The 24,008-nt window shown below is 64.9% G+C and carries 23 protein-coding genes; 10 read left to right on the forward strand and 13 right to left on the reverse strand.

What is annotated here, in order from left to right; all coding sequences use genetic code 11:
• Nucleotides 1–96: 96 nt before the first annotated feature.
• From NG900_RS07735 to NG900_RS07750, 4 genes are read left to right on the forward strand one after another with little or no spacing between them, the layout of a single operon-like run.
• The gene (locus NG900_RS07735; RefSeq protein ID WP_252678808.1) at nucleotides 97–753 is read left to right on the forward strand and encodes a tetratricopeptide repeat protein; all 657 of its coding nucleotides are present in this window, start codon (nucleotides 97–99) and stop codon (nucleotides 751–753) included.
• Nucleotides 754–811: 58 nt separating this feature from the next.
• Nucleotides 812–1,396 carry a peptidylprolyl isomerase gene (locus NG900_RS07740; RefSeq protein WP_252678810.1) on the forward strand — a complete coding sequence of 195 codons (585 nt, stop codon included), beginning with the start codon at nucleotides 812–814 and terminating at the stop codon, nucleotides 1,394–1,396.
• A gap of 51 nt (nucleotides 1,397–1,447) precedes the next feature.
• On the forward strand, nucleotides 1,448–1,954 hold the full coding sequence (locus NG900_RS07745; protein WP_021194116.1) for a peptidylprolyl isomerase: 507 nt from the start codon (nucleotides 1,448–1,450) through the stop codon (nucleotides 1,952–1,954).
• Nucleotides 1,951–2,766: a UDP-2,3-diacylglucosamine diphosphatase gene (locus NG900_RS07750; RefSeq protein WP_252678812.1), complete on the forward strand. Its 816-nt coding sequence runs from the start codon at nucleotides 1,951–1,953 to the stop codon at nucleotides 2,764–2,766. The genes NG900_RS07745 and NG900_RS07750 overlap by 4 nt, the downstream gene beginning before the upstream one ends.
• A gap of 30 nt (nucleotides 2,767–2,796) precedes the next feature.
• Here NG900_RS07750 and cysE read toward each other — a convergent pair whose 3' ends face one another.
• Both cysE and NG900_RS07760 read right to left on the reverse strand, forming a co-directional pair.
• Entirely contained in the window at nucleotides 2,797–3,543 is a 747-nt protein-coding gene (gene cysE / locus NG900_RS07755) for a serine O-acetyltransferase (protein WP_252678814.1), read from the reverse strand.
• Nucleotides 3,544–3,692: 149 nt separating this feature from the next.
• Nucleotides 3,693–4,565, reverse strand: coding sequence for an RNA methyltransferase (locus tag NG900_RS07760; RefSeq protein WP_252678816.1), 873 nt, complete (start codon nucleotides 4,563–4,565; stop codon nucleotides 3,693–3,695).
• A gap of 132 nt (nucleotides 4,566–4,697) precedes the next feature.
• Here NG900_RS07760 and NG900_RS07765 point away from each other — a divergent pair, with 132 nt between their 5' ends.
• On the forward strand, nucleotides 4,698–5,510 hold the full coding sequence (locus NG900_RS07765; protein WP_252678818.1) for an inositol monophosphatase family protein: 813 nt from the start codon (nucleotides 4,698–4,700) through the stop codon (nucleotides 5,508–5,510).
• Nucleotides 5,511–6,327: 817 nt separating this feature from the next.
• Here NG900_RS07765 and NG900_RS07770 read toward each other — a convergent pair.
• Entirely contained in the window at nucleotides 6,328–8,238 is a 1,911-nt protein-coding gene (locus NG900_RS07770) for a methyl-accepting chemotaxis protein (protein ID WP_252678820.1), read from the reverse strand.
• Between the two features lie 298 nt (nucleotides 8,239–8,536).
• Between NG900_RS07770 and mutS the strand changes: the two genes are divergently transcribed.
• Nucleotides 8,537–11,185, forward strand: coding sequence for a DNA mismatch repair protein MutS (gene mutS / locus NG900_RS07775; RefSeq protein WP_252678822.1), 2,649 nt, complete (start codon nucleotides 8,537–8,539; stop codon nucleotides 11,183–11,185).
• A 4-nt stretch (nucleotides 11,186–11,189) separates the two neighbouring features.
• Complete coding sequence (locus NG900_RS07780; RefSeq protein WP_252678824.1) at nucleotides 11,190–12,251, forward strand: metallophosphoesterase family protein; 1,062 nt, start codon at nucleotides 11,190–11,192, stop codon at nucleotides 12,249–12,251.
• 50 nt (nucleotides 12,252–12,301) lie between these two features.
• Here NG900_RS07780 and NG900_RS07785 read toward each other — a convergent pair whose 3' ends face one another.
• A complete protein-coding gene (locus tag NG900_RS07785) occupies nucleotides 12,302–12,829 on the reverse strand; it encodes an FKBP-type peptidyl-prolyl cis-trans isomerase (RefSeq protein WP_252678826.1) in 528 nt (175 codons plus the stop codon).
• 11 nt (nucleotides 12,830–12,840) lie between these two features.
• On the opposite strand from NG900_RS07785, the gene NG900_RS07790 reads away from it, so the two are divergent.
• A complete protein-coding gene (locus NG900_RS07790) occupies nucleotides 12,841–14,070 on the forward strand; it encodes a ribosomal protein uL16 3-hydroxylase (protein WP_252678828.1) in 1,230 nt (409 codons plus the stop codon).
• A gap of 237 nt (nucleotides 14,071–14,307) precedes the next feature.
• On the forward strand, nucleotides 14,308–14,532 hold the full coding sequence (locus tag NG900_RS07795) for a hypothetical protein (protein WP_252678830.1): 225 nt from the start codon (nucleotides 14,308–14,310) through the stop codon (nucleotides 14,530–14,532).
• Between the two features lie 137 nt (nucleotides 14,533–14,669).
• Here the strand turns inward: NG900_RS07795 and NG900_RS07800 are convergent, their stop codons facing one another.
• The 8 genes from NG900_RS07800 to NG900_RS07835 all read right to left on the reverse strand — a co-directional run bounded on the left by NG900_RS07800 (nucleotide 14,670) and on the right by NG900_RS07835 (nucleotide 21,803).
• Complete coding sequence (locus tag NG900_RS07800; RefSeq protein ID WP_252678832.1) at nucleotides 14,670–15,455, reverse strand: MBL fold metallo-hydrolase; 786 nt, start codon at nucleotides 15,453–15,455, stop codon at nucleotides 14,670–14,672.
• Nucleotides 15,456–15,489: 34 nt separating this feature from the next.
• Entirely contained in the window at nucleotides 15,490–16,698 is a 1,209-nt protein-coding gene (gene bamC, locus NG900_RS07805) for an outer membrane protein assembly factor BamC (RefSeq protein WP_252678834.1), read from the reverse strand.
• Nucleotides 16,699–16,768: 70 nt separating this feature from the next.
• Entirely contained in the window at nucleotides 16,769–17,653 is an 885-nt protein-coding gene (gene dapA / locus NG900_RS07810; RefSeq protein WP_252678836.1) for a 4-hydroxy-tetrahydrodipicolinate synthase, read from the reverse strand.
• Between the two features lie 118 nt (nucleotides 17,654–17,771).
• Nucleotides 17,772–18,335, reverse strand: coding sequence for a class I SAM-dependent methyltransferase (locus NG900_RS07815; RefSeq protein ID WP_252678838.1), 564 nt, complete (start codon nucleotides 18,333–18,335; stop codon nucleotides 17,772–17,774).
• Nucleotides 18,336–18,345: 10 nt separating this feature from the next.
• Nucleotides 18,346–19,548 (reverse strand): tryptophan--tRNA ligase, encoded by a 1,203-nt coding sequence (locus NG900_RS07820; protein WP_252678840.1) that lies wholly within the window; start codon nucleotides 19,546–19,548, stop codon nucleotides 18,346–18,348.
• A gap of 21 nt (nucleotides 19,549–19,569) precedes the next feature.
• Nucleotides 19,570–20,235, reverse strand: coding sequence for a site-2 protease family protein (locus tag NG900_RS07825; RefSeq protein ID WP_252678842.1), 666 nt, complete (start codon nucleotides 20,233–20,235; stop codon nucleotides 19,570–19,572).
• A gap of 52 nt (nucleotides 20,236–20,287) precedes the next feature.
• Nucleotides 20,288–20,911 carry an L-threonylcarbamoyladenylate synthase gene (locus NG900_RS07830; protein WP_252678844.1) on the reverse strand — a complete coding sequence of 208 codons (624 nt, stop codon included), beginning with the start codon at nucleotides 20,909–20,911 and terminating at the stop codon, nucleotides 20,288–20,290.
• Nucleotides 20,912–20,930: 19 nt separating this feature from the next.
• On the reverse strand, nucleotides 20,931–21,803 hold the full coding sequence (locus tag NG900_RS07835; RefSeq protein WP_252678846.1) for a 3',5'-nucleoside bisphosphate phosphatase: 873 nt from the start codon (nucleotides 21,801–21,803) through the stop codon (nucleotides 20,931–20,933).
• Between the two features lie 150 nt (nucleotides 21,804–21,953).
• Here NG900_RS07835 and NG900_RS07840 point away from each other — a divergent pair, with 150 nt between their 5' ends.
• A complete protein-coding gene (locus NG900_RS07840; protein WP_252678848.1) occupies nucleotides 21,954–23,027 on the forward strand; it encodes an NAD(P)/FAD-dependent oxidoreductase in 1,074 nt (357 codons plus the stop codon).
• A gap of 8 nt (nucleotides 23,028–23,035) precedes the next feature.
• Here NG900_RS07840 and NG900_RS07845 read toward each other — a convergent pair whose 3' ends face one another.
• The gene (locus tag NG900_RS07845; RefSeq protein WP_252678850.1) at nucleotides 23,036–23,953 is read right to left on the reverse strand and encodes an alpha/beta fold hydrolase; all 918 of its coding nucleotides are present in this window, start codon (nucleotides 23,951–23,953) and stop codon (nucleotides 23,036–23,038) included.
• Nucleotides 23,954–24,008: the final 55 nt, after the last annotated feature.

Consider the following 24,008-nt stretch of genomic DNA (forward strand, 5'->3'; position numbering starts at 1 on the left):
TGCTCCCCGTCAAGAACCTGTTCCGCTGCGCAATGCCGCTGCTGCGCACAAAGGCGGTTTGTTAGAATGCGGCGGAGTATAACGGAACCCATTCTCATGAACAGTTCGCTGCCGCGTCGCGCTATCACCCTGTGCGCTGTGACCCTGGGCTGCCTGCTTGCTGTATCGGCGGCGCCCACCTTTGCTCAGACCGCGGGCATCGCCCTGCCGGCAGACTTGACGCCGACCAACCAGCAACCACCGCAGGTCGCACGTCAGAAGCGCATCGACGACGAACTCGCCAAGAAGCAATACGCTGCAGCGCTCGCCGAGCTCGACAAGGACGTCGCCTCGCAGCCACGCAATGCGCAGGCCCGCTTCCAGCGCGCTGTAGCGCTCGCCGGCCTCGGCCGCGCTGACGACGCCATCACCGCCTTCAGCCAGATGACGCAGGATTTCCCTGAACTGCCCGAGCCGTACATCAACCTGGCCGCGCTGTATGCGGAGCGCGGCGAACTGCTTCGCGCCCGCGACAGCCTGATCATGGCGAACCGCGTGGCGCCGGAAAACGCGCTGGCGCAATCGAACCTGGGCGATATCTATGTCCGCCTGGCCGCGCAGTCCTACCAGAGCGCGATCAAGCTGAACCCGAAGAACACCACGGCGCGCGCACGCCTGGATGCGCTGCCCAATGTACAGGGCGTGCGCCCGGCCGCAGCACCCGCAAAGCCCGCCGCAAGCGGCGCGAACGCCAAGCCGACCAAGGCTCAGTAAGAACGCGACCGCCCCGCTCTCCCGGTTTTCTCACCCCCAAGGCTCTCTCTTCCCGACCATGCTCCGTATCCGCTCTCTCTTTGCCGGGCTCGTGTGCGCACTGGCCGTGTCCGCTGCTGCGGCAGCCACGCCCCAAGCTACGTCAACCCAGCGTGTGCAGTTCAAGACGTCGATGGGCAACTTCACCGTCGAGGTCTATCCGGACAAGGCACCCAAGACGGTCGCCAACTTCCTGCAATACGTGAAGGACGGCTTCTACAAGGGCACGATCTTCCACCGCGTGATGGACGGCTTCATGATCCAGGGCGGCGGCTTCACGCCCGACATGAAGCAGAAGGACACCCGCCCGCCCGTCGAGATCGAATCGAAGAACGGCCTGAAGAACGACAAGTACACCATCGCCATGGCGCGCACCATGGACCCGAACTCCGCCACCGCGCAGTTCTATGTGAATGTGGTCGACAACAACATGCTGAACTACCCTGGTCAGGACGGTTACGGCTATACCGTCTTCGGCAAGGTCGTCGACGGCACCGACACCATCGACAAGATCAAGGCGGTGGAAACCACCACCAAGTTCCCGCACCAGAATGTGCCTGTGAAGCCGATCGTGATTGAATCGGCAACCGTCGTCTCCAAGTAACGCCCGAGCAACACCAGAACAACGTATCCGCATCCCCCCAAGGAACTCACCATGACCACAGTCAAGCTGCACACCAACCACGGCGACATCACCCTGCTGCTGGACGCTGAAAAGGCACCGAAGTCGGTCGCCAACTTCATCAACTACGTCAAGAAGGGCCACTACAACGGCACGGTGTTCCACCGCGTCATCAAGGGCTTCATGATCCAGGGTGGCGGCTTCGAAGCCGGCCAGGACATGAAACAAAAGCCCACCGATGCCCCGATCGAGAACGAAGCCAACAACGGCCTGAAGAACGAGCGCGGCGCCATTGCCATGGCACGCACCAACGATCCGCACTCGGCCACGGCGCAGTTCTTCATCAACACTGTCGACAACGACTTCCTGAACCACACCTCGCCGACGCCGCAAGGCTGGGGCTACGCCGTGTTCGGCAAGGTGGCCGAAGGCATGGATGTGGTCGACAAGATTCGCGGCGTGCGCACCGGCAACCGCGGCTTCCACCAGGACGTGCCGATGGAAGACGTGGTGATCCAAAGCGCCGACGTGATCGAATGAGCGACGCAGCGCACGCCTCACCGGCATCCGCGCTGAAGACACCGGTCCGGGTTTCCGGGCCGGTGTTTTTTATTTCGGATCTGCACCTGACGGCCAGCATGCCGGCCACCGCGGCAGCGTTCGAGCGCTTCATGCGCACGCGCGCACGCGAGGCCCGTACGCTTGTCATCCTCGGTGACTTTTTCGAATACTGGGTCGGCGATGAAGAGCTCGCCGATCCGTTCCACCGGCACGTCGCCACCCTGCTCGCCGACGTGGCAAATGCGGGTACGCGCGTGCTGTTCATGCACGGCAACCGCGATTTCCTGCTCGGCAAGCGCTTCCTGGCGGCCGCGCACGCGGCGCTGCTGCCCGACCCGAGCGTGCTGGAGTTGGATGGGCAACGCCTTGTGCTCGCCCACGGCGATGCCCTCTGCACGCGTGATGCGGCCTACATGCGTTTTCGTCACTGGACGCGCAAGCGCTGGGTGCAGCGGATTTTCCTGACGATGCCGCTGCGCTGGCGGCTGAAGATCGCGCAGAAGATGCGTGCAGAAAGCGAAGCCGGCCGCGCCATGTCCGCCAACGTGGCGGGCGAACCACGGGCCGCCGCCATGATGGGCGACGTCGCACCCGAAGCCGTCGATGCGTTGTTCAAGGCATCGGGCGCACATACGCTGATCCACGGCCACACGCACCGCCCGCAGCTGCATCACGAGCCGAGCGGTGAACGCTGGGTGCTCTCCGACTGGGATTTCGATACGCCGCAACCGCGCGGTACTTTCCTCAAGCTGGAAAACGGCGCGCTGACGGTCGAACAAGTGACGGCGTAGGTTGCGTCACCTCGCGCCGCCACCCTGCCCTTACTTCAACATCCGCTTGAGCTCGCTCGCATCGAACGGATCGTTCGGCGAGTTCTCCAGATGCGCGCCCAGGCGATCGAGCGCCGAGAGGATCGACTCGATGCGTTCCTGCTGAAGTTCGCTGTGGTCGATCAACCGCTTGAGTGCGAGCGACACCGGATCGTCCGCATCCGGCGTGATGCCATAGGCCGAAAACTCCTGCTTGAGCGCCGACTTGGCCTCGGTGGCCGCATCGCGCTCGATGATGCGCGCCGGAATGCCCACGGCCGTCGCGCCCGGCGGCACCGGCTTGAGCACCACCGCGTTGGACCCGACGCGCGCGCCGTCTCCGATGACAAAGCCGCCGAGCACTTTGGCGCCCGCGCTCACCACCACGCCCTTGCCGAGCGTCGGATGCCGCTTGGCGCCCTTGTACAGCGAGGTGCCGCCCAGCGTCACGCCCTGGTAGATCGTGCAGTCGTCGCCGATTTCCGCCGTTTCACCGATCACGACGCCCATGCCGTGGTCGATGAACACGCGCCGGCCGATGGTCGCGCCCGGGTGGATCTCGATACCGGTCAGAAAACGCCCCAGGTGCGAGAACCACCGCCCCAGCAGCTTGAAGCCACCGTGCCAACACGCATGCGCGACCCGATGGACGATGACGGCGTGCAGACCCGGATAGCAGGTCAGCACTTCCCAGCGGCTGCGCGCGGCCGGGTCTCGCTCCATGATGGCGCCGATATCTTCGCGAATGCGTGTGAACATCTTGAGGTGTGGGTGGATCGTTATATCGATATGCGCAATGCGCTGAGGGCAGTGTAAGGCATCCGCCTACCGCGCTGCGGCAAGGGTTTTTGGCCCGACATGCAGGGAGCGCCGCCGCGTTGGGTCGACAACGGGCGGCTTCTCAGGGGTCAGCGACAGTCGTCGGCAGCGCCGGTCGGCGGCATGGTCGCCTCGGTACGGCGGGCGAGCATGCGCTTGGCGATCCCGCGCAGGATGTTGACCTCCTCGGCCTCCAGCTGCGTGCGGGCAAACAGACGCCGCAGGCGCGGCATCAGCTTCTTCGGCTGGGCGGGGTCGAGAAAACCGATCTCGACCAGGCCCTGCTCCAGGTGTTCGAACATCCCGTCGATCTGTTCGGCGGTGGCCGGCTCGCCGACAAAGCCAACGCCTTCCATGCGGGTGTCGCCCGTGCCGGTGTCAGCCAGCAGCGCCATGCGCACTTCATACGCAATCAACTGCACCGCCTGCGACAGGTTCAGCGAGGCATACGCCGGGTTGGCCGGAATGTGCGTGACGACGTGGCAACGCTCCACCACCTCGTTGGGCAGGCCGAAACGTTCGTTGCCGAAGACGAAGGCAACAGTCGTATCCGGCGCGGCCAGCAAGGCCGCCACCTCTTCCGCTGCGGCGCGCGGGCCGATGCGGCGCGGGCCAAACTCGCGCGGACGCGCCGTCAGGGCGATCGTGAGGGATGCACCCGCCAACGCATCGCCAATGTCTTCGACCACACGGGCGTTGGCCAGCACGTCATCCGCGCCGCTTGCCATGGCAACGGCATCGGCGTGGGACTGCGCATCGGCCTCGCGCGGGCGCACGAGCACGAAGCTGCCGGGCTCACCAAAGCCCATCGTCTTGAGCGCACGTGCAGTGGAGCCGACATTGCCCGGGTGACTGGTCTCGACCAGCACGAAACGGCAACGCGCTGTGCGCTTGCGCAGCGTTTCAGGGTCGGCGGGGGAAGTGTTTGATGTGGTTTCCGGGGCGCCGGAGGCGGGGTTCATATACAATACGGCCACTCTTTTGACGGCGGGCTGGATCGCGAGATTGGCCCGCCGCTCGTTCTTCTACAATTCGCTGTGTTGTTCGCCTGCCGTCGTTTCCAAGAAGAAGCACGCCAGGCGCGGAGATCCGTCATGCATCCGATGCTCAATATCGCCGTCCGGGCTGCCCGCAAGGCCGGCACCATCATCAACCGCGCGTCCTTCGACGTCGATACCCTGCGCGCCGAGCGCAAACAACACAACGATTTCGTCACCGAAGTCGATCGCGCAGCTGAAGCGGCGATCATCGAAGTCATCAAGACTGCCTACCCCGATCACGCGATTCTAGCGGAAGAGTCCGGCCAGTCCTGGGCCGACGGCGAAACCGCCAGCGAAAACGTCTGGGTGATCGACCCGCTGGACGGCACCACCAACTTCATCCACGGCTTCCCGCAATACGGCGTGTCGATCGCGCTGATGCAGCGTGGCGTCGTCACGCAGGCCGTCGTGTACGACCCGACGCGCGACGAACTCTTCACCGCCTCCAAGGGCGCCGGTGCGTTCCTGAACAACCGCCGCATCCGCGTCACGCGCCGCGACAAGCTGGCCGACTGCCTGATCGGCACCGGCTTCCCGTACCGCGACATGGAAGGCCTGTACGACTACACCCGCCTGTTCGCCACCATGACGGAAAGCTGCAAGGGCCTGCGCCGCCCGGGCGCCGCCGCGCTGGACCTCGCCTACGTGGCGTGCGGCCGCCTCGATGGCTTCTTCGAGCAAGGCCTGAACGCGTGGGACATGGCTGCCGGCTCGCTGCTGATCACGGAATCGGGCGGCCTGGTGGGCAACTACTGTGGCGAATCGGGCTACCTGGACCAGGGCGAAATCCTGGCCGGCAACCCGAAGGCCTTCGTGCAGATGATCAAGATCACGTCGCCGTTCTCGCGCTCGAAGCCGGACGCCTGATCTGCGCCGTGTGCCGCTGCCAGAAGAAAGCCCGCACTTGCGGGCTTTTTCTTTTTCGCTCCCGAACTCGCACATCAGGCACGTAGCCAACCGCGTGGAGCGCCGAACCCGACGAGCCGAATTTTCTGCTCGGCATTCCGAGTTCTGAGCGCGACACCTGACATCTTTTGCTCGAAGTTCCGAGCTCCGAACTCGAGCAGTCGAGCTTTTTGCTCGGCGTGCCGAGCTTTTTTCTCGGCGTGCCGAGCTCAAAAGACGACGCGTGGACCTTTTTTCTCCGCGTTCCGAGCTCATCACTCGGCCAATGGACCTTTTTGCTCGACGCTCTCCGAGCTCCGAGCTCCGTGCGTGACTCTTTTTGCTCGACACGCCGAGCTCCGAGCTCCGCGCGTGACTCTTTTTGCTCGACACGCCGAGCTCCGAGCTCCACGCATGACTCTTTTTGCTCGACACGCCGAGCTCCGAGCTCCACGCATGACTCTTTTTGCTCGGCGCCCCGAGCTCCGAGCTCCGTGCGTGACTCTTTTTGCTCGACACGCCGAGCTCCGAGCTCCACGCATGACTCTTTTTGCTCGGCGCCCCGAGCTCCGAGCTCCACACGTGACTCTTTTTGCTCGACACGCCGAGCTCCGAGCTCCACGCATGACTCTTTTTGCTCGGCGCTCCGAGCCCTGAACTCCATGAGTGGGGCTTTTAGCTCGACACATGCCGCGTTGAACGCCGCGCGCCGCGTCCGGAACCCGCCACACGACAAACAAGCCCTCGCCGAGCGCGCGGGTCTTGTCTCGATCGCTCGTCCTTCGCGGCAGGGCGGCTGTTAGAACGTTTCCCAGTCGGAATCGTCGCCGACGGCTACCAGGGGCTTGGCCTTTGCAAGGCCGGCCGAAACGGCAGCCGGTGCGGACGCAGACGGATCGGTGGATCGGTCGGCCGGCTTGGCAGCCGTCTTGCGCAGCAACGGCGCCTTGCGCGACGTCAGCTTGGGCTTGGCCGCTTCGGCACTCGGCTTGGCGGGCTCGCGGCGCGGTGCTTCGGTCTTCGGTGCGGCCGGTGCAGCCGGTGCTGCAGGGGCACTCGGAGCACTTGAAGCAATCGGCGCTGTCGGAGCGACCGGGGCGATGGCGGGTTCGACCTTCTTCGCCACCTTGGCCGGAACCGCACGCACAGCCTGCAGTGCATGCCCATCCAGGCGGAACTGCGCGACGATCTGCGTCAGGCTGACGGCCTGCTCTTCCAATGATTGCGCGGCCGCGGCGGCCTGCTCCACCAGTGCGGCGTTCTGCTGCGTGGCGTCGTCGAGCTGCGTGACGGCGTGGCTCACCTCTTCGATGCCCGAGCGCTGTTCCTGGCTGGCGGCGGAAATCTCGCCAACGATGTCGGTCACGCGCTTCACGCTGGCGACGACTTCACGCATGGTCGTGCCGGCCTCTTCCACCAGCGCACTGCCCGCATCCACGTTGACGACGGAATCGTCGATCAGCGCCTTGATCTCCTTGGCGGCGGCCGCGCTGCGCTGCGCGAGGCTGCGCACCTCACCGGCCACCACGGCAAAACCGCGGCCCTGTTCACCGGCGCGGGCGGCTTCCACCGCGGCATTCAGCGCGAGGATGTTGGTCTGGAAGGCAATGCCGTCGATCACGCCGATGATGTCGACGATCTTGCGCGACGAGGTGTTGATCGAGCCCATGGTCTCGACCACGCGCGTCACCACGTCGCCGCCGCGCACAGCCACATCGGAGGCGGACACGGCCAGCTGGTTGGCCTGCTGCGCGTTGTCGGCGTTCTGCTGCACGGTCGACATCAACTGTTCCATGGCCGAGGCCGTTTCTTCGAGCGAGCTGGCCTGCTGCTCGGTGCGCGATGACAGATCGAGGTTGCCGCTGGCGATTTCGCGCGTGGCGGTGCCGATGGTTTCTGACGCGCCCTTGATGCTGCCGATGGTCTGCACCAGCGCGCCGCGCATGCGGCCCATCGCGTAGAGCAGGCTGTGGGTATCGCCGGGGCGGGTGGCAATCTCCACGGTCAGGTCGCCGCCGGCAATGCGGTTGGCCACGTCAGCCGCATAGGCGGGGTCGCCGCCCAGCGTGCGCTGCAGGCTGCGGTTGGCGACGCTTGCCAGCGCCACCAGCACCAGGGCCACGAGCACGAGCAGGCCGCCCGTCTGGTACAGCGAGGTCATGAACGCGGCGTTGATGTCGTCCATGTACACACCCGTCGAGAACACCCAGTCCCACGGCTCATACCGCATGGCGAAGGCCGTCTTGGGCACCGGCTCGGTGCCGCCGACCTTGGGCCACACGTAGCTGGTGAAACCGCCCTTCGGGTCCTTCGCGGCATTCGTCAAACCCACGTAGACGGCATTGCCCTGCGCATCCTTGAAGCCGGACTGGTCCTTGCCGATGAACTCGGCCTTGATCGGATGCATCACCACCACGTTGCTGGAACTGGTGATGGTGAAGTAGCCGTCCTTGTCGTAGCGCAGCGCCTTGAAGCGCTCCAGCGCCTGCTTCTGTGCCTCGTCCTTGGTCAGCGTGCCGCTCTTGGCCAGCTCGTCGTATTGCCTGGCGAGGTTCAGGGCCATGGTGGTCACGCTCACGAGGTTGTTCTTGCGCTCTTCCATGCGGATCGCGCGCGCCTGATACGCGTTGAACACCGACATCAGCGTCAGTGCGACAAGGCTGATGACCAGCGGCAGCCAAAGCTTTTGGCGGAAGCTGAGCTTGCTCATTCCAGGGTCTCCGGGTGCGGAATCACGCATGCCTTTTGCGCAAACGCTTTCCGCTGTGGGTTTAAGGTTCCGGATGGTCTATCGGCAGGCGGTTCATTGATCTTGAGTCGGCATATCCCCGTAGTCATTCCCGTAGAGGCGATGGACCACGTTGGCGCAGGACATTGCGGACATTTCGCGCGGAGCCGGCTGCCCACCTGTGCAACAATTGCGCGATTCCACACACACCTTCCGCGCGCAGCCCCATCGGATCACCCCGGGCCGCGCGCGCCGCGTTTTAGCACCCCATTTGCACCGCATGGCAGAACACTCCGCTCCGGCTCTGGAGATCGACCCGAAATACGGCCCCTTCGACAAGCACACGCCGATGATGCAGCAGTACCTTCGCTTGAAGGCCGGGCATCCGCACACGCTTGTCTTCTATCGCATGGGCGACTTCTACGAGCTCTTCTTTGAAGACGCTGAGAAAGCCTCTCGCCTGCTCGACATCACACTCACCGCGCGCGGCAGCTCCAACGGGCACCCGATCCGCATGGCGGGCATTCCGTTCCACGCTGCCGAGCAATACCTCGCCAAGCTCGTCAAGCTGGGCGAATCGGTGGCCATCTGCGAGCAGATCGGCGATCCGGCCACCACCAAGGGGCCCGTCGAGCGCAAGGTCGTGCGCGTGGTCACGCCCGGCACGCTCACCGATGCGGCGCTGCTCTCCGACAAGGTCAACAACCACCTGCTGGCCATCGCGCATCTGCCGGGCAAGCGTGGCGCGGCGCCGCTGATCGGCCTGGCGTGGCTGAACCTCGTCGGCGGCGAACTGCGCGTGATGGAGTGCAGCCCCGACCAGCTCGACCGAGAACTCGAACGCGTCCGCCCCGCCGAAGTGCTGGCCGACGACGCCACGCTCAATGCCCTCTCTTTCGACGTGGCCCGCACCCGCTTGCCCGACTGGCACTTCGACGTGGAAGCCGGCGCGCGCCGCCTGCGCGAGCAACTGGGCGTGGCAAGCCTCGTCGCCTTCGGGGCGGAAACGCTGACGGCCGCACTGGCCGCAGCGGGCGCGCTGTTGAATTACGCGGCGGCCACGCAAGGCCAGTCGCTGCGGCACGTGATCGGCCTGACCGTCGAGCACGAAAGCGAATTCATCGGCCTGGACACCGCCACACGCCGCAACCTGGAACTGACCGAAACGCTGCGCGGGCAGGAATCGCCGACGCTGTTTTCGCTGCTCGATACATGCGCGACCAGCATGGGCAGCCGCCTGCTGCGCCACTGGCTGCATCACCCGCTGCGCGATCGCGCGGTGCCGCAGGCGCGCCAGCAGGCCATCGAAACCTTGCTCGAAGGCGATTGGCAGACACTGCGCGCGACGCTGCGCACGCTGTCGGATGTGGAGCGCATCACCGGGCGGCTGGCGTTGCTCTCCGCCCGTCCACGCGATCTGTCGTCACTGCGCGATACGCTCGCGCGCCTACCCGAGATCCGCGAAGAATTGCCGCAGAGCGACGCTGCACCGCTGCTCGCCGAGCTGTACGCCGCGCTCACGTTGCCCGAAGAGGCCCACGCCCTGCTCCAGCGCGCCGTGATGACCGAACCTGCGGCCATGGTGCGCGACGGCGGCGTCATCGCCCGCGGTTACGACGCGGACCTGGACGAGCTGCGCGACATCTCCGAGAACTGCGGCCAGTTCCTCGTCGATCTGGAAGCGCGCGAACGCGAGCGCACCGGCATCGCCAACCTGCGCGTCGAATACAACCGCGTGCACGGCTTCTACATCGAAGTCACCAACGGCCAGGCCGACAAGGTGCCCGACGATTACCGCCGCCGCCAGACGCTCAAGAACGCCGAGCGCTACATCACGCCCGAACTGAAGGCGTTTGAAGACAAGGCGCTCTCCGCGCAAGACCGCGCCCTGTCGCGCGAAAAGCTGCTCTACGAAGAGCTGCTGCAGAAGCTGCTGCCGCACCTGGCCGAGTTCAAGCGCATTGCCGCCGCGCTGGCGCAGGCCGACGTGCTGGCCACGCTGGCCGAGCGCGCGCATGCACTGTCGTGGTCGCGCCCGATGCTCACGGATGCCCCCGGCATCGAGTTGACGCGTGCGCGGCATCCGGTCGTGGAACAGCAGGTCGAACAGTTCGTCGCCAACGACTGCGTGTTGCAGGACGCGCGCAAGCTGCTGCTCATCACCGGCCCGAACATGGGCGGTAAATCGACCTTCATGCGCCAGACCGCGCTGGTCGTGCTGCTGGCGTACGTGGGCGCATTCGTGCCGGCGGAGGCCGCCACCATCGGCCCGATCGATCGCATCTTTACGCGCATCGGCGCGGCCGACGATCTGGCGGGCGGGCGTTCGACCTTCATGGTCGAGATGACCGAAGCCGCCGCCATCCTGCACCGCGCCACGCCCAACAGCCTGGTGCTGATGGACGAGATCGGCCGCGGCACCAGCACATTCGATGGTCTCGCACTCGCCTGGGCGATCGCGCGCCATCTGCTGTCGCACAACCGCAGCCACACGCTGTTCGCCACGCACTACTTCGAGCTGACGCAGTTGCCACAGGAGTTTGCGCAGGCGGCCAACGTGCATCTGTCCGCAGTCGAGCACGGCGACGGCATCGTCTTTCTGCATGCTGTACAGGAGGGTCCCGCCAGCCAGAGCTATGGCCTGCAGGTCGCACAATTGGCGGGCGTGCCGCAGCCGGTTATCCGCGCGGCGCGCAAGCGGCTGGCCTGGCTGGAGCAGCATTCCGCCGACACCGGCGCCACGCCGCAGCTCGACCTCTTCGCCCTCGCCCCCGACACACCGGATGACGAAGACGACGACGCGGATGCCGAGGTGCCCAACAGCGCGTTGGCCGAAGCGCTCGCCGGCATCGACCCCGACGACATGACGCCGCGCGAGGCGCTCGATGCGCTGTACCGGCTCAAGGCGCTGGCGAGCCCGTCAGCCTGATCCAATGATCCCGACCGGCTCGGCTTCACGCACCCTGTATGGCATCGCCATCGTGTTGGCGATGCTGCTGCCAGTGGCCGCGCCGGCCGCCCCAAAGAGCCGTACCGAGACACCACCCGGCTTCACCTTCACGGTGATCGGCAACGTGCCCGAACGCGCCGAAGACGTTGCCCCGGCGCGCGCACTGCTCGACGCGATCGACGCCGAACGCCCGGCCTTCGTCGTCCACCTCGGCAACCTCAAGGGCCGCGACGAATCGTGCTCCGATGAGCTGCTCGAAGCGCGCCACGACCTGCTCGACAGCCTGATCACGCCTGTTGTCTACATTCCGGGCGATCACGACTGGAGCGACTGCCAGCGCCCTGCCGCCGGCAGCTTCGACCCCATCGAACGCCTGCTGCGGCTGCGCGAGCTGTTCTACCCCGACGACAACACGCTCGGCCAGCGCGCCATGACGGTCATGCGCCAGTCCGATCAGGCCAAGTTCCGCAGCTACCGCGAGAACACGCGCTGGACGATGAACGACGTGCTGTTCGTCACCCTCAACGTGCCGGGCGACAACAACAACTACAAGATCGCCGGCGGGCGCAACGGCGAATACGAAGACCGCCTGGAAGCCAACCGCCAGTGGCTGGCGCGCGCGTTTTCCGTCGCGCGCCAACGCAAGCTGGCCGGCATGGTGATCATGATGCAAGCCGACCCGCTGTTCGAAGACGGCTGGGAGCGCCGCCGCGCACCGAACATCTTCGACGGCCTGCTGCGGCGCCGCTCGCATGACGGCTATCTCGCGCTCAAGCGCCAGTTGCGCGCACTCAGCCGTGACTACGACGGCGCGGTACTGCTCATCCACGGCGCCAGCCAGACGTTCGTGCTCGACCGCCCGCTCAAGGACGAAGACGGGCGCCCCGATCCGCACGTGATGCGCGCGCGCACCTACGGCTCACCGGTGCTCGATCGCTGGCTGGAAGTGTCGGTCACACCCGGCCGTACACCTCTGTTCCACATCCGCAGCCGCCGCATCGACAGCAGCCCGGCGCAGGAAGCCACGCCCGCGCCGACGCAATAAAAAACGGGAGCCGAAGCTCCCGTTTCTGTACATCCGAATGGACTTGCCGATCAGTGCAGCGTGTGCGGCTTGTCGTCGTCTTCGTCCTCATCCACCACTTCGAGGCCGTTTTCACCGTGCACGTGGCCGTGCTCGATCTCTTCAGCCGTGGCTTCGCGCACGTCCGTCACCTTCAGTTCGAAGCGCAGCGCCATGCCGGCCAGCGGATGATTGCCATCCAGCACAACCTTGTCTTCCGCCACATCGGTGACGGTGTAGACGATGGCGTCTTCTTCATCACCATCTTCGGGCACGCCCTCGAACTGCATGCCGACTTCGAGCGGCTCGGGGAAGCGGTCACGCGGCTCGATCTTGATCAGTTCCTGATCGTAGTCGCCGAAGGCATCGTCCGGCTCAAGCTGCAGCTTGGTCTCGAAGCCTTGCTCATGGCCGTCGAGCGCTTCCTCGATCTTGGGGAACGTGCCATCATAGCCGCCGTGCAAATACACCATCGGCTCATCGGATTCCTCGATGACGTTGCCCTGCGCGTCGGACAGTTTGTAAGCCACCGACACCACCGTATTCTTCGCGATTTTCAATTGCGCACTCCATGAACGAAGTCCCATTATACGCTGCCGATGGCGGCGTCAAAACCGCCCTTCCGGCGGGGCATCCGGCACAGTTGCTGGGCGGCCTGTCGCCACGCGATTTCATGCGCACGCACTGGCAGAAAAAGCCGCTGCTGATCCGGCAAGCACTTTCGCCCGAAGAGATGCGTGCGCTGCACTTTCCGCTCTCGCCCGAGCGTGTACTTGCCTTGGCGCAGCGCCCCGATGTCGAATCGCGGCTGATCGCGCAATCGCGCGGGCGCTGGTCGTTCAACCATGGCCCCTTTGACGAGCGGCCGCTGCCCTCGCGCAAGACGCGCAATTGGTCGGTGCTCGTGCAGGGCGCCAACCTCGTCGAGCCGGCGGTCGAAGCGCTGATGCAGCGCTTTCGCTTCATTCCCGATGCGCGGCTCGATGATGTGATGATCAGCTTTGCGACCGACGGCGGTGGCGTCGGCCCGCATTTCGATTCGTACGACGTGTTCCTGCTGCAAGCCCACGGCAAGCGCCGCTGGCGGATCTCCGCCCAGGACGACCTCACCCTCGTGCCGGACCTGCCGCTCAAGATCCTCGCCAACTTCCAGCCCGAAGAGGAATTCGTACTCGAACCCGGCGACATGCTCTACCTGCCGCCGCACTACGCCCACGACGGCGTGGCCGAGGGCGACTGCATGACATATTCGATCGGCTTCCGCTCGCCGTCGTATCGCGAACTGGCCGGTCACTTCCTCGGCTTCCTGTCGCAAACGCTGGAAGACGACCCCAATTTCGAAGGCCGCTACGCCGACCCCGACCAGAAGCCCACGGAGCGTCCTGGCGAGCTGCCCGCCGCGATGGTCAAGGCGCTCGCACAGAAATTGAACGCACTGCGCTGGACGCCCGAGTTGGTCGGGGAGTTTCTCGGCGCGTACCTTTCCGAACCCAAGGATCACGTCGACTTTGTCACGCAGCCTCGCCTGGCGCTCGCGCGCTTCACGGCGCGGGCACGTAAGGAAGGGATCGTGCTCGACGCACGAACGCAGGCCCTGTACGACGGGCAACGCTTCTGGATCAACGGCGACACGTTCGAACCTTCGGGTACGTTGCTTGCGTGGCTTGCGGAGTTGGCGGATGCACGCGGCGCAAGTGCGGCGTCGGTCGATGCAGCAGCCGACTTGCCGGATCTCATGGACACGCTGCACGCCTGGTACGAAGAAGGCTGGCTGAGGTTGGCCGGACCTGCGCAGCGATGACTTCACGTTGAAACAGATCGTTACAAAAGCGGTTCAATCCAACGTGCGTCAGGCCCGACTCAGCTACACAGGGTAGGCAAAGGTCGCTATAATCCGACGCTAGCTTGCAGCCTGGGCCGCTCTGGCGGCTCGGTTGCCGGCACAAAAGAAGGTGTAGTACCTGAGCGATAATTACCGGTAATTATTCATCGCCCTTTCTGTTGTTCGCTTTCCATATTCAGTTTAAGGATCGAAAAAATGAAAAAGTCTCTCCTGATCGCCTCGCTGATGGCTGCTGTGGCTCTGGCTGCTTGCGGTAAGAAGGAAGAAGCCGCTGCTCCGGCCGCTGCTCCGGAAGCTTCGGCTCCGGCTGCCGCTCCGGCTGCCCCGGCTGCTTCGGAAGCCGCTGCTGCTCCGGCTGCTTCGGACGCTGCTGCTTCGGCTCCGGCTGCAGACGCTTCGGCCCCGGCTGCCAAGCAATAATCGCGTTTCTCGCGAGACAAAAAAGCCGACCTTCGGGTCGGCTTTTTTCATGGGCGCAAGCCGGGCAACGCGCCTCGCCCGATCGCCATTCAAAGTTGTTTCTGAATCTTACAAGCCGCCCGGTCGGTCAATCGATCTTAGACCGCATGCCAAGGCAGGCCTGCCTCTTGGTCGGCAATCGGCACCTCTGCAATACCGACACCCAGCGGCACAGCAATCGCCCCGGCAGCCAATAGCGGCGTGTTGTTCTGCTTGGACAGATGCGCCGCCACCACGGTGTGCAATGCGTCGTGACGCACGCGCGTCAGGATCGTTGCGGCAATGTCATTGGCCAGGTGGCCGAAATCCCCACCGATACGGCGTTTTAACGACCACGGATAGGCCGAGTTGGCCAACATCTCGCGGTCGTGATTGCATTCCAGCACGAGCGCATGCAAGCCTTCCAGGTGTGCACAGAGGTATTCCGTCGACATGCCCGCGTCAGTCAGCACACCCAGACGCCGCGCGCCATCGTTGAAAACAAACTGCAGCGGTTCGCGCGCATCGTGCGGCACGGTGTACGGCAGGATCTGCAGATCGCCGAGGCTGAATGCATCGTCGGCACGGCAGAAGCGGACGGCCGCACGATCGGCACCACGCAGACTCTCGGTCGCGCGATACGTGCCGTGGCTGGTCCAGACGGGGATATTGAATTTGGCGGCGAACGCATACGCGCTGCCAACGTGATCACCATGCTCGTGCGTGACAAGGATGGCGTTGAGGGATTCCGGCGTGCAGCCCAGACGTTCGAGCCGGCGCACGGTTTCGCGGATACCGAATCCGCAATCAAGCAGGATGCGCGTACACGTCGTTCCGCTGGCGGATTCGACGAGCAGCGCATTCCCTTCACTACCGCTGCCAAGGCTGGCGAATCTCAGTGTCATCGCCCACCCAGGCAGCTGTACTGCATGATGCTGATTACCGCAGTTGCTCGTCGAGCAGCGACAGGATGCGCTTGCCGATATCGCCGGTCTGAGCGGAGCCGTCGTCATTCTGCACCGTGACGGTCGACGAGGTACCCGCATCCTTGACCACCACGCGATAGCGCTTGGCACGCTTGAGGTCTTCGATCTTCGTACCCGAGAACAGGCGCGAGAAGAAGCCCGGTGCGTTGGCTTCGGCGCGGGTATCTGCGTAGCGGACGAAGTACACGCCTTGCGAACGGTCGCGGTCATCCACGGTGAAGTTCACACGGTCCAGTGCAAGACCGACGGTACGCCAGGCACGATCGAACGGCTCCGGCACGTTCAGCACCGGTTGACCATTCGCCTGCGCCAGCAGCGACGGGCCCGTGGTGCGCGCGGTCTGCACACCCTCGGTCGCCTTCGCGCCCTCTTCCACCGGATGCGCTGCCTGCGTTTGCGCAAGCTTCTGCTGTGCGGCTTCCTTGCTGGCGCCCAGGCGCTGCATCAGGCGCGAGAGGAATTCGGCTTCCAGCTCAGGATCGGCCGGGCGCGGCGTCCACACGGTCTGGTCCTTGGACGACCCGACCAGTTGTTCCTGTGCGCCGCGGTGCGAGATATAGACCTCGACCGTGCCGTTCGGGCCCTTTTCGATACGGGTACGGAACTTGTCGCGCTCAGACGTCGAGTACAGGCCGTCGAACACCTTGCCAACCGTGCGGCGGATGAAGTCCTGCGGGATCTTCGCGCGATTCTCGGCCCAGTCGGTTTCCATGATGCCGGTCTCGGGCGAGTCGATCACCAGCAGGAAACCCAGCTCTTGCCAGAACGTGCGCAGGCTCGGCCACAGGGCGTCCGGCGTGGTCTTCACGACCAGCCAACGCTGGTTGCCGTCGCGCTCGATGCGCATGTCGGACACGGCAGGCAGTACGTTCTCCGTACCCGAACCCGGCGTCGTGACCTTCGGTGCGGTCGAGGTGTAGGCGGACAGCGTGGTCGTACCCGTGTCCGGTGCGGCATAGCGGCGGTCAGCCTGGATGCCGGTCAGGTCGGGCGGCACTTCCAGCGTCGGGCCCTTCTTGGCCTGCGACTTGTAATCGATGCGATCCGGCTGCATCGCTTCATTGACGGTATCGCAACCGGAAATCAGGGCAACCGACAACGCGGCCAGCAACAGTTGAGCGGACGTCGCCACAGCCCCGCGACGGGTTTGGTGCAGTTTCATTGACTTGCGATCCTTCAGATAAGAACGATGGCTTAAGGGCCCAGAAGCGTCTGGAGGGGCCTTGAAACAATCAGGAGAGCAGCCCGGCATCCTTCAGCGATGCGCGCACGATCTCGTGATACTGGGGAGCCAGCGGCGTCAACGGCAAGCGGATGCCGCCTTCCATCTTGCCCATGGCCTGAAGCGCCCACTTGACGGGAATCGGGTTCGATTCCACGAACAGGTTCTTGTGCACCGACAGCAACTGCATGTGGATGCGGCGGGCCGTTTCCACATCGCCGCGCATGGCGGCGGCGCACAGCTCGTGCATGGCGCGCGGCGCCACGTTGGCGGTCACGGAAATGTTGCCGTGACCACCCAGCAGCATCAGCGCGATGGCGGTCGGGTCGTCCCCGCTGTAGATCTTGAACGAGGCCGGCGCGCCCTTGATGAGTTGCGCGGCGCGGTCGATGTTGCCGGTGGCTTCCTTCACGCCGATGATGCCCGGCACATCGGCCAGACGCAGCATGGTCTCGACCGTCATATCGGCAACGGTACGGCCCGGCACGTTGTACAGAATGACCGGCAGGTCCACAGACTCGGCCACCTTGCGGAAGTGCAAATAGATGCCTTCCTGCGTCGGCTTGTTGTAGTACGGCACCACCTGCAGCGAAGCGTCGGCACCCACCTCCTTTGCGTAGGCCGTCAGTTCGACAGCTTCGACGGTGGAATTGCCGCCCGTGCCAGCGATGATCGGGATACGCTTGTTGGCCTGTTCGACCGCCACGCGGATCAGCTCACGGTGCTCGTCCACCGACACCGTCGGGGATTCACCGCTCGTACCGACGATCACGATACCGTCGGTGCCCTCGGCGATGTGCCAGTCGATCAACTTGCGCAGCGACGGGAAATCAAGGCTGCCGTCCTCGTGCATGGGCGTGACGATGGCGACAAGACTGCCGGAAATCTGGGTCATGGTTTCGAAAGCAGACAAAAGCGTGAACGTAAACAGTCGGATTGTACCGGATCGTCAGAACGGATTCGCCACATCTGAGACCCGCCAAGAGACGGGTAAGTCGCCGTCCTCAGCAACTTCAAAGTGCGTAGCGCGGAGCGACAGCCCCAGCAGGCTCGCGAACCGCGCAAACCCGCTGCACATAAGCCTCTCGGGGCGATGCGAGAAAACCGTCTTCGTAGCCGACCACGCGCAGTCGACCGCGCACCGCATCGAGCAATTCGCCCGGCGCCAGCAGGAATGCCGGGTTGGACGGCTTACCCACGGTTTCGTTTCCGAGCGCAAAGGTTTCGTAGATCAACCGACCACCCGGCGCGACAGCGGCCAGCAATTCTGGCCAGAGCGGTCGGTGCAGGTAGTTCGTGACGACGACGGCATCGAACACAGCGCCCGAAGGCAACGGCCAAGGGCCGCCCTCGATGTCGGCGACGATCGTTTCCGCGATACCCGCGAGGCCCGACAGCGCAGCCGCGTCGTGGTCAATGCCCGTCACGCGCAAGCCGCGCGTGGCGAGCCAGCGTACGTGGCGGCCGCTGCCGCAGGCCACATCCAGCACGGATGCGCCTGCCGGCAATTCAGCTGCCCAGCGCGCCACCCACGGCGAGGGCGCTGCGAGCGTGTGCGGATCGAACGGGACGGACATCAACAGCCCATCAGCTATAGGACAGGCCCATCGCCTCGCGCACCTCGCGCATGGTCTCTTGCGTGACCTTGCGTGCGTTGTCGCAGCCGTCGGCGATGATGGCGCGCAGCAGGGACGGATCGTCCATGTACTTCTGGGCGCGTTCCAGCATCGGCTGCTGTTCGCGCAGGATGCCGTCGATCACGGGTTGCTTGCACTCCAGGCAGCCGATGCCGGCGCTGCGGCAGCCCTTCTGCACCCACTCCTTGGTGTCCGCATCGGAGTAGACCTGATGCAGCTGCCACACCGGGCACTTGTCCGGGTCACCCGGATCGGTGCGGCGCACGCGCGCTGGGTCGGTCGGCATGGTGCGAACCTTTTTCTCGACGGTTTCCTTGTCCTCGCGCATGCGGATCGTGTTGCCGTACGACTTGGACATCTTCTGGCCGTCGAGGCCGGGCATGCGCGACGCCTCGGTCAGCAGCACCTGCGGCTCGGGCAGGATGATCTTGCGGGCGCCTTCCAGATAGCCGAACAGGCGTTCGCGGTCGCCCAACGAGAGGCTTTGCGATTCGGCCAGCAGCGCGCGGGCCTGCTCCAGGGCCTCGTCTTCGCCGCGCTCCTGATAGGCGGTACGCAGTTCCAGATACAGCTTGGCGCGCTTGCCGCCGAGCTTCTTGGCCGCTTCCAGCGCCTTCTCTTCGAAGCCGGGTTCGCGGCCGTACAGGTAGTTGAAGCGGCGTGCGACTTCGCGCGTCATCTCGACGTGGGGCACCTGGTCTTCACCCACAGGCACGAAGCCAGCGCGGTAGATCAGGATGTCGGCGGCCTGCAGCAGCGGGTAACCGAGGAAGCCGTAGGTGGAGAGGTCCTTCTCCTTGAGCTTCTCGATCTGGTCCTTGTAGGTCGGCACGCGTTCGAGCCAGCCCAGCGGCGTGCCCATCGAGAGCAGCAGGAACAGCTCGGCATGCTCGGGCACGCGGCTCTGGATGAACAGCGTGGATTGCGTCGGATCAACGCCGGCAGCCAGCCAGTCGATCAGCATTTCCCACACGGATTCCTCGATCACCTCGGGCGATTCGTAGTGCGTGGTCAGCGCGTGCCAGTCGGCGACGAAAAAGTAGCACGGGTATTCGGCCTGCAGCCGGACCCAGTTTTTCAGAACGCCGTGGTAGTGCCCCAGGTGCAGGGCACCGGTCGGACGCATGCCGGAGAGAACGCGGTCAGGAAACATGTGGGAAATGGAGTTGGAGACTCAGGAAAACAGCATCAGCAGCGGACTCAGGATCCACTGCAGCAATTGAAGGAGCAGCGCCATGATGGGGCGCATCCAGACGTTGGTGATGACGTTGGAGATGATCAACGCCATCACGATAAAGAAGCCGAACGGTTCGATGCGCGACAGCCCCAGCGCGGCCCGCGGTGGCAGGAGTGCGGCCAGTACGCGTCCGCCATCGAGCGGCGGCAGCGGAAACATGTTGAACGCGGCCATCACCATGTTGACCAGAATGCCAGCGCGTGCCATGCCGTTCAGGAACGGCTCGTTCACGCCGCCCACAACAAGCAGAATGGCCAGCACGCCCCAGAAGATCGCCTGGACAAAGTTGGTGGCCGGGCCCGCCAGCGCCACCCACATGCCATGCCAGCGTGGGTCACGCAGGCGGCCGAAACGCACCGGCACAGGCTTGGCGTAGCCGAAGACGAAGGCGCCCTTGGTCGCGAAATACAGCAGCAGCGGCATCGCGATCGTGCCGATCGGATCGATGTGCCGCAGCGGGTTGATGCTGACGCGGCCCATGGCATAGGCCGTGTCGTCGCCAAAATGCTTGGCGACATAGCCATGCGCCGCCTCATGCAGCGTGATGGCAAACAGGACGGGAATCGCGTAAACCGCGATGTTTTGGATCAGAGTGGGGTCCATAGGCGGGCTATTGTAGCAAGCGCACGCAGCGGCACGCCGCCCGGGTATTGGCCTACAGGCCGACGCGGGCCGGATCGCCCCGGCCCCGGCGCACGAGTTCCGGCTCGCCGCTGGTCAGGTCGATGACGGTGGTCGGTTCGGCCGGAGCCGGGCCACCGTCAATGACGAGTTCAAGTTGTTTTTCCAGCCGCGCGCGAATGGTCTCGGCCTCGTTGAGCGGTGCGTCGTCGCCGGGCAGTTGCAGCGTGGAGGTGAGTAGCGGCTCGCCGAGCTCGGCCATCAGCGCCAGGGGAATCGGATGCTCCGGCACGCGCAGGCCGATCGTCTTGCGTGATGGATGCGAGAGCCGGCGCGGCACCTCTTTGGTCGCTTCCAGCAGGAACACGAACGGCCCCGGCGTGGCCGCCTTCACCACGCGGTACTGCTTGTTGTCGACGCGCGCAAATGTCGCCAGCTCGGACAGATCCCGGCACATCAGCGCGAGATGCTGCCTCTCATCGATGCCGCGCACCCGGCGCAGACGCTCGACGGCCGACTTGTCGTCCAGGTGGCAGGCCAGCGCGTAGCAGGAATCGGTGGGCAGCGCGACCAAGCCGCCGGCGCGGATGATGTCCGCCGCCTGGCGAATCAGGCGCCCTTGCGGCGTGGTCGGGTGGATCTGGAAGAACTGGGACATGGGCGGGGTCGGCGGGTGTTCAGGACATCCACCGGCTCCACACCGGCGTCAAGTTGTCAGGCAATGGCGGCAACTCGCCGAGTTCGATGCGCCCCTCCCCGGGGCCATGGAAATCCGAACCGCGCGAGGCAAGCAGGCCGTAGCGGCGCGCCACGTCGGCGTACAGGGCGTATTGATCCGGCGTATGACTGCCGGTGACGACCTCGACGCCCTCGCCGCCCAGCTCCTTGAATTCATCGAACAGCGCGCCGTGCTCGACCAGCGACAGCGAGTAGCGGCCCGGATGCGCCATCACCGCAACGCCGCCGGCACCCTTGATCCAATTGATGGCGTCGGACAGGCGCGCCCAGCGGTGCGGCACATAGCCTGGCTTGCCGTCGCCCAGATAGCGGTCGAACACCTCGGAGATGTCGCGGCAGTGGCCGTGCTCGACCAGGAAGCGCGCGAAGTGCGTGCGCGAGACCATGTCGGGGTTGCCGACGTAGCGCAATGCGCCCTCGTAGGCACCTTCAATGCCGAGCTTGGCGAGCGCAGCGCCGATGTCTTCGGCGCGCGCGCAGCGGCCGGATCGGGTGCGCTCCAGGCCCTGCACGAGATCAGCGTTGTCCGGATCGATGCCGAGGCCGACGATGTGCAGCGTGCGCCCAGCCCAGGTCACGGAGATCTCCACGCCGGACAAATACGCCATGCCAAGCTCGGCCGCTGCCTCTCGCGCAGCGGCTTGGCCGCCCACTTCATCATGGTCGGTCAGCGCCCACAGCGTCACACCGTGCGCGGCAGCACGCGCGGCCACTTCATGCGGCGCAAGCACGCCATCCGACACCGTCGAATGGCAGTGCAGATCGGCGTTTCGGGCGAGATTGCGAGGGATGGCGGGAGCAATGTTTGGCATTTCGCCATTTTACTGCTGCGCCGCAGGATCTGGGGCCGTCCTCCATCATTGGACGACCGCTGGAAGACCCGACTGCCCGTGGCGGTGTTCGCGGCGCGCCGCTTGCTGCGCGCTATAGTGGCCGCATTGTTTTTCTCTCACTGCTTTGCTATGACTTCCGCCACCACCCTCCCCACCGATTCCGCCCAGCCCGTGGAGCAACGCATCGACGTGCTTGTCGTGGGCGCGGGGCCGGTGGGCCTGTTCGCGGCGTTCCAGGCGGGGGTGCTCGGCATGTCGTGCGTGCTGGTGGATGCACTGGACCGCCCAGGCGGCCAATGCACCGAGTTGTACCCGGAAAAGCCGATCTACGACATCCCCGCGCTGGTGTCGTGCACCGCGCAGGAACTCGTTGACCGGCTGATGGCGCAGTGTGCTCCGTTCGAGTACCCGATCCTGTGCGGCCGTCGCGCCGAGACCGTGGAAACACTGGAGAGCGAGCACGGCCAGCGCTTTCGCGTGACGACCAGCGCCGGCGATGTGTTCGACTGTGCCGCCGTGCTCATCACCGCCGGCAACGGCGCGTTTACGCCGCAACGCGTGGCCCTGCCTGAAGCGGCGGCGCTGGAAGGCCGCCATCTGCATTACGCCGTGCGCGACACCACGCGCTTTGCGGGCAAGCGCGTGGTCATCGCCGGTGGCGGAGACTCGGCACTCGACTGGGCGTTAGCGCTGCGCAAGGTGGCGGCGTGCGTGACGCTCGTGCACCGGCGCGAGGGCTTCCGCGCAGCCGATGCGAGCGTCGCCGAAATGCGTGCCGCAGTCGCTGCGGGCGAGATGGATTTCGTGCTCGGCATGCTCTCCCGCCTCGATAGCACCCCCGACGGCACGCTCACCGGCGTGGCGATCCGCGGGCGCGAAGGCGAAACCGTCCTGCCCTGCGATGAACTGATCGCGCTGTACGGGCTGGTGTCGGAACCCGGCCCGATCGCCAACTGGGGCGTGGATATGCGCGCGGGCCGCATCACCGTGGAGACCACGGCGTACGAGACCTCGCGCCCGGGCGTGTTTGCAGCGGGCGATATCGCGCTGTATCCGAACAAACAGAAGCTGATCCTCTCGGGCTTCCATGAGGTGGCGATGGCGCTGCGCCGCGCTTACCGCTATGCGAACCCCGACAAGACGCTGGTGCATACGCACAGCAGTAACGACGCGAGCCTGCAGAACAAGCTGCACGTCGCCTAGCTTGCCAGTCAGCGCTGCTGGCAGAACTCCTCGATCAGCGCGGCCACTTGCTCGGGCTGATCGTGATGCAGCATATGCCCCGCATCCGCAATCAGCACTTCGCGGAAATCGGGAAACGCCGAAAAGCGTGTCTTGAACTCGGGAATCGGCACATCGCCCGCAATCGCCTTCAGCGTGGGCGAGTCGACTGCCTCGACATGCAGCACCGGCGCGGTGACACGGCGCCAGATCTCCATCACCTCATCCAGCCGATACAGCTGCGGATTGATGATCTTGTGCGCCGGGTCGCCAAGAATTTCCCATCGGCCCTCGGCATTCTGGCGCGACCAGTGCTGCGCCAGGAACGCCGCCTTGTCGGCGGGCAAACGGGGGTTGGTTTTCTGCAGGCGCGCGGCAACGTCGTCGACGGTGGCGTAGGTGTTCAAGCGAGGCTTGTCCTTCAACTCGTCGAGCCAGCGCGCATAGCGGCGCGGCGCCTGCGACGCCTTGGATGCCGACATGCCGAAACCCTCGAGGTCCACCACGCGTTGCACGCGTTCAGGCCGGATACCCGCATACAGGCAGACCACGTTGGCGCCGAGGCTGTGGCCGACCAGCGTCACCTGCCCTTCGGGCTGATAGTGATCGATGATGGCTTCGAGATCGGCCACGTAATCGGCAAACCAGTAGCTCTCGACGCCTGGAGCATCGGTAGGCCGGGCAGTCTGGCCGTAGCCGCGCCAATCCGGCGCCACGATGTGCCAACGCTCGCGCAGCGCATCCACGAGAAACTGGAACGAGGCCGATACGTCCATCCACCCGTGAAACAGGAACAGGATGGGCGCCCCAGGCTCCCCCCATTCGCGAATGTGATAGCGCAAGCCGCGCACAGGCAGATAGGTCGAGCGGGAGACTTGGCGCGTGGCCGGCTGCGTGGTGGAGTCCATGGTTTCCGTCACTGAATATAAATCGAACGATCGTTCTTTTTCAGACGATTATAGC

The organism is Ralstonia soli (assembly GCF_023955655.1).
Taxonomy (GTDB): domain Bacteria; phylum Pseudomonadota; class Gammaproteobacteria; order Burkholderiales; family Burkholderiaceae; genus Ralstonia; species Ralstonia soli.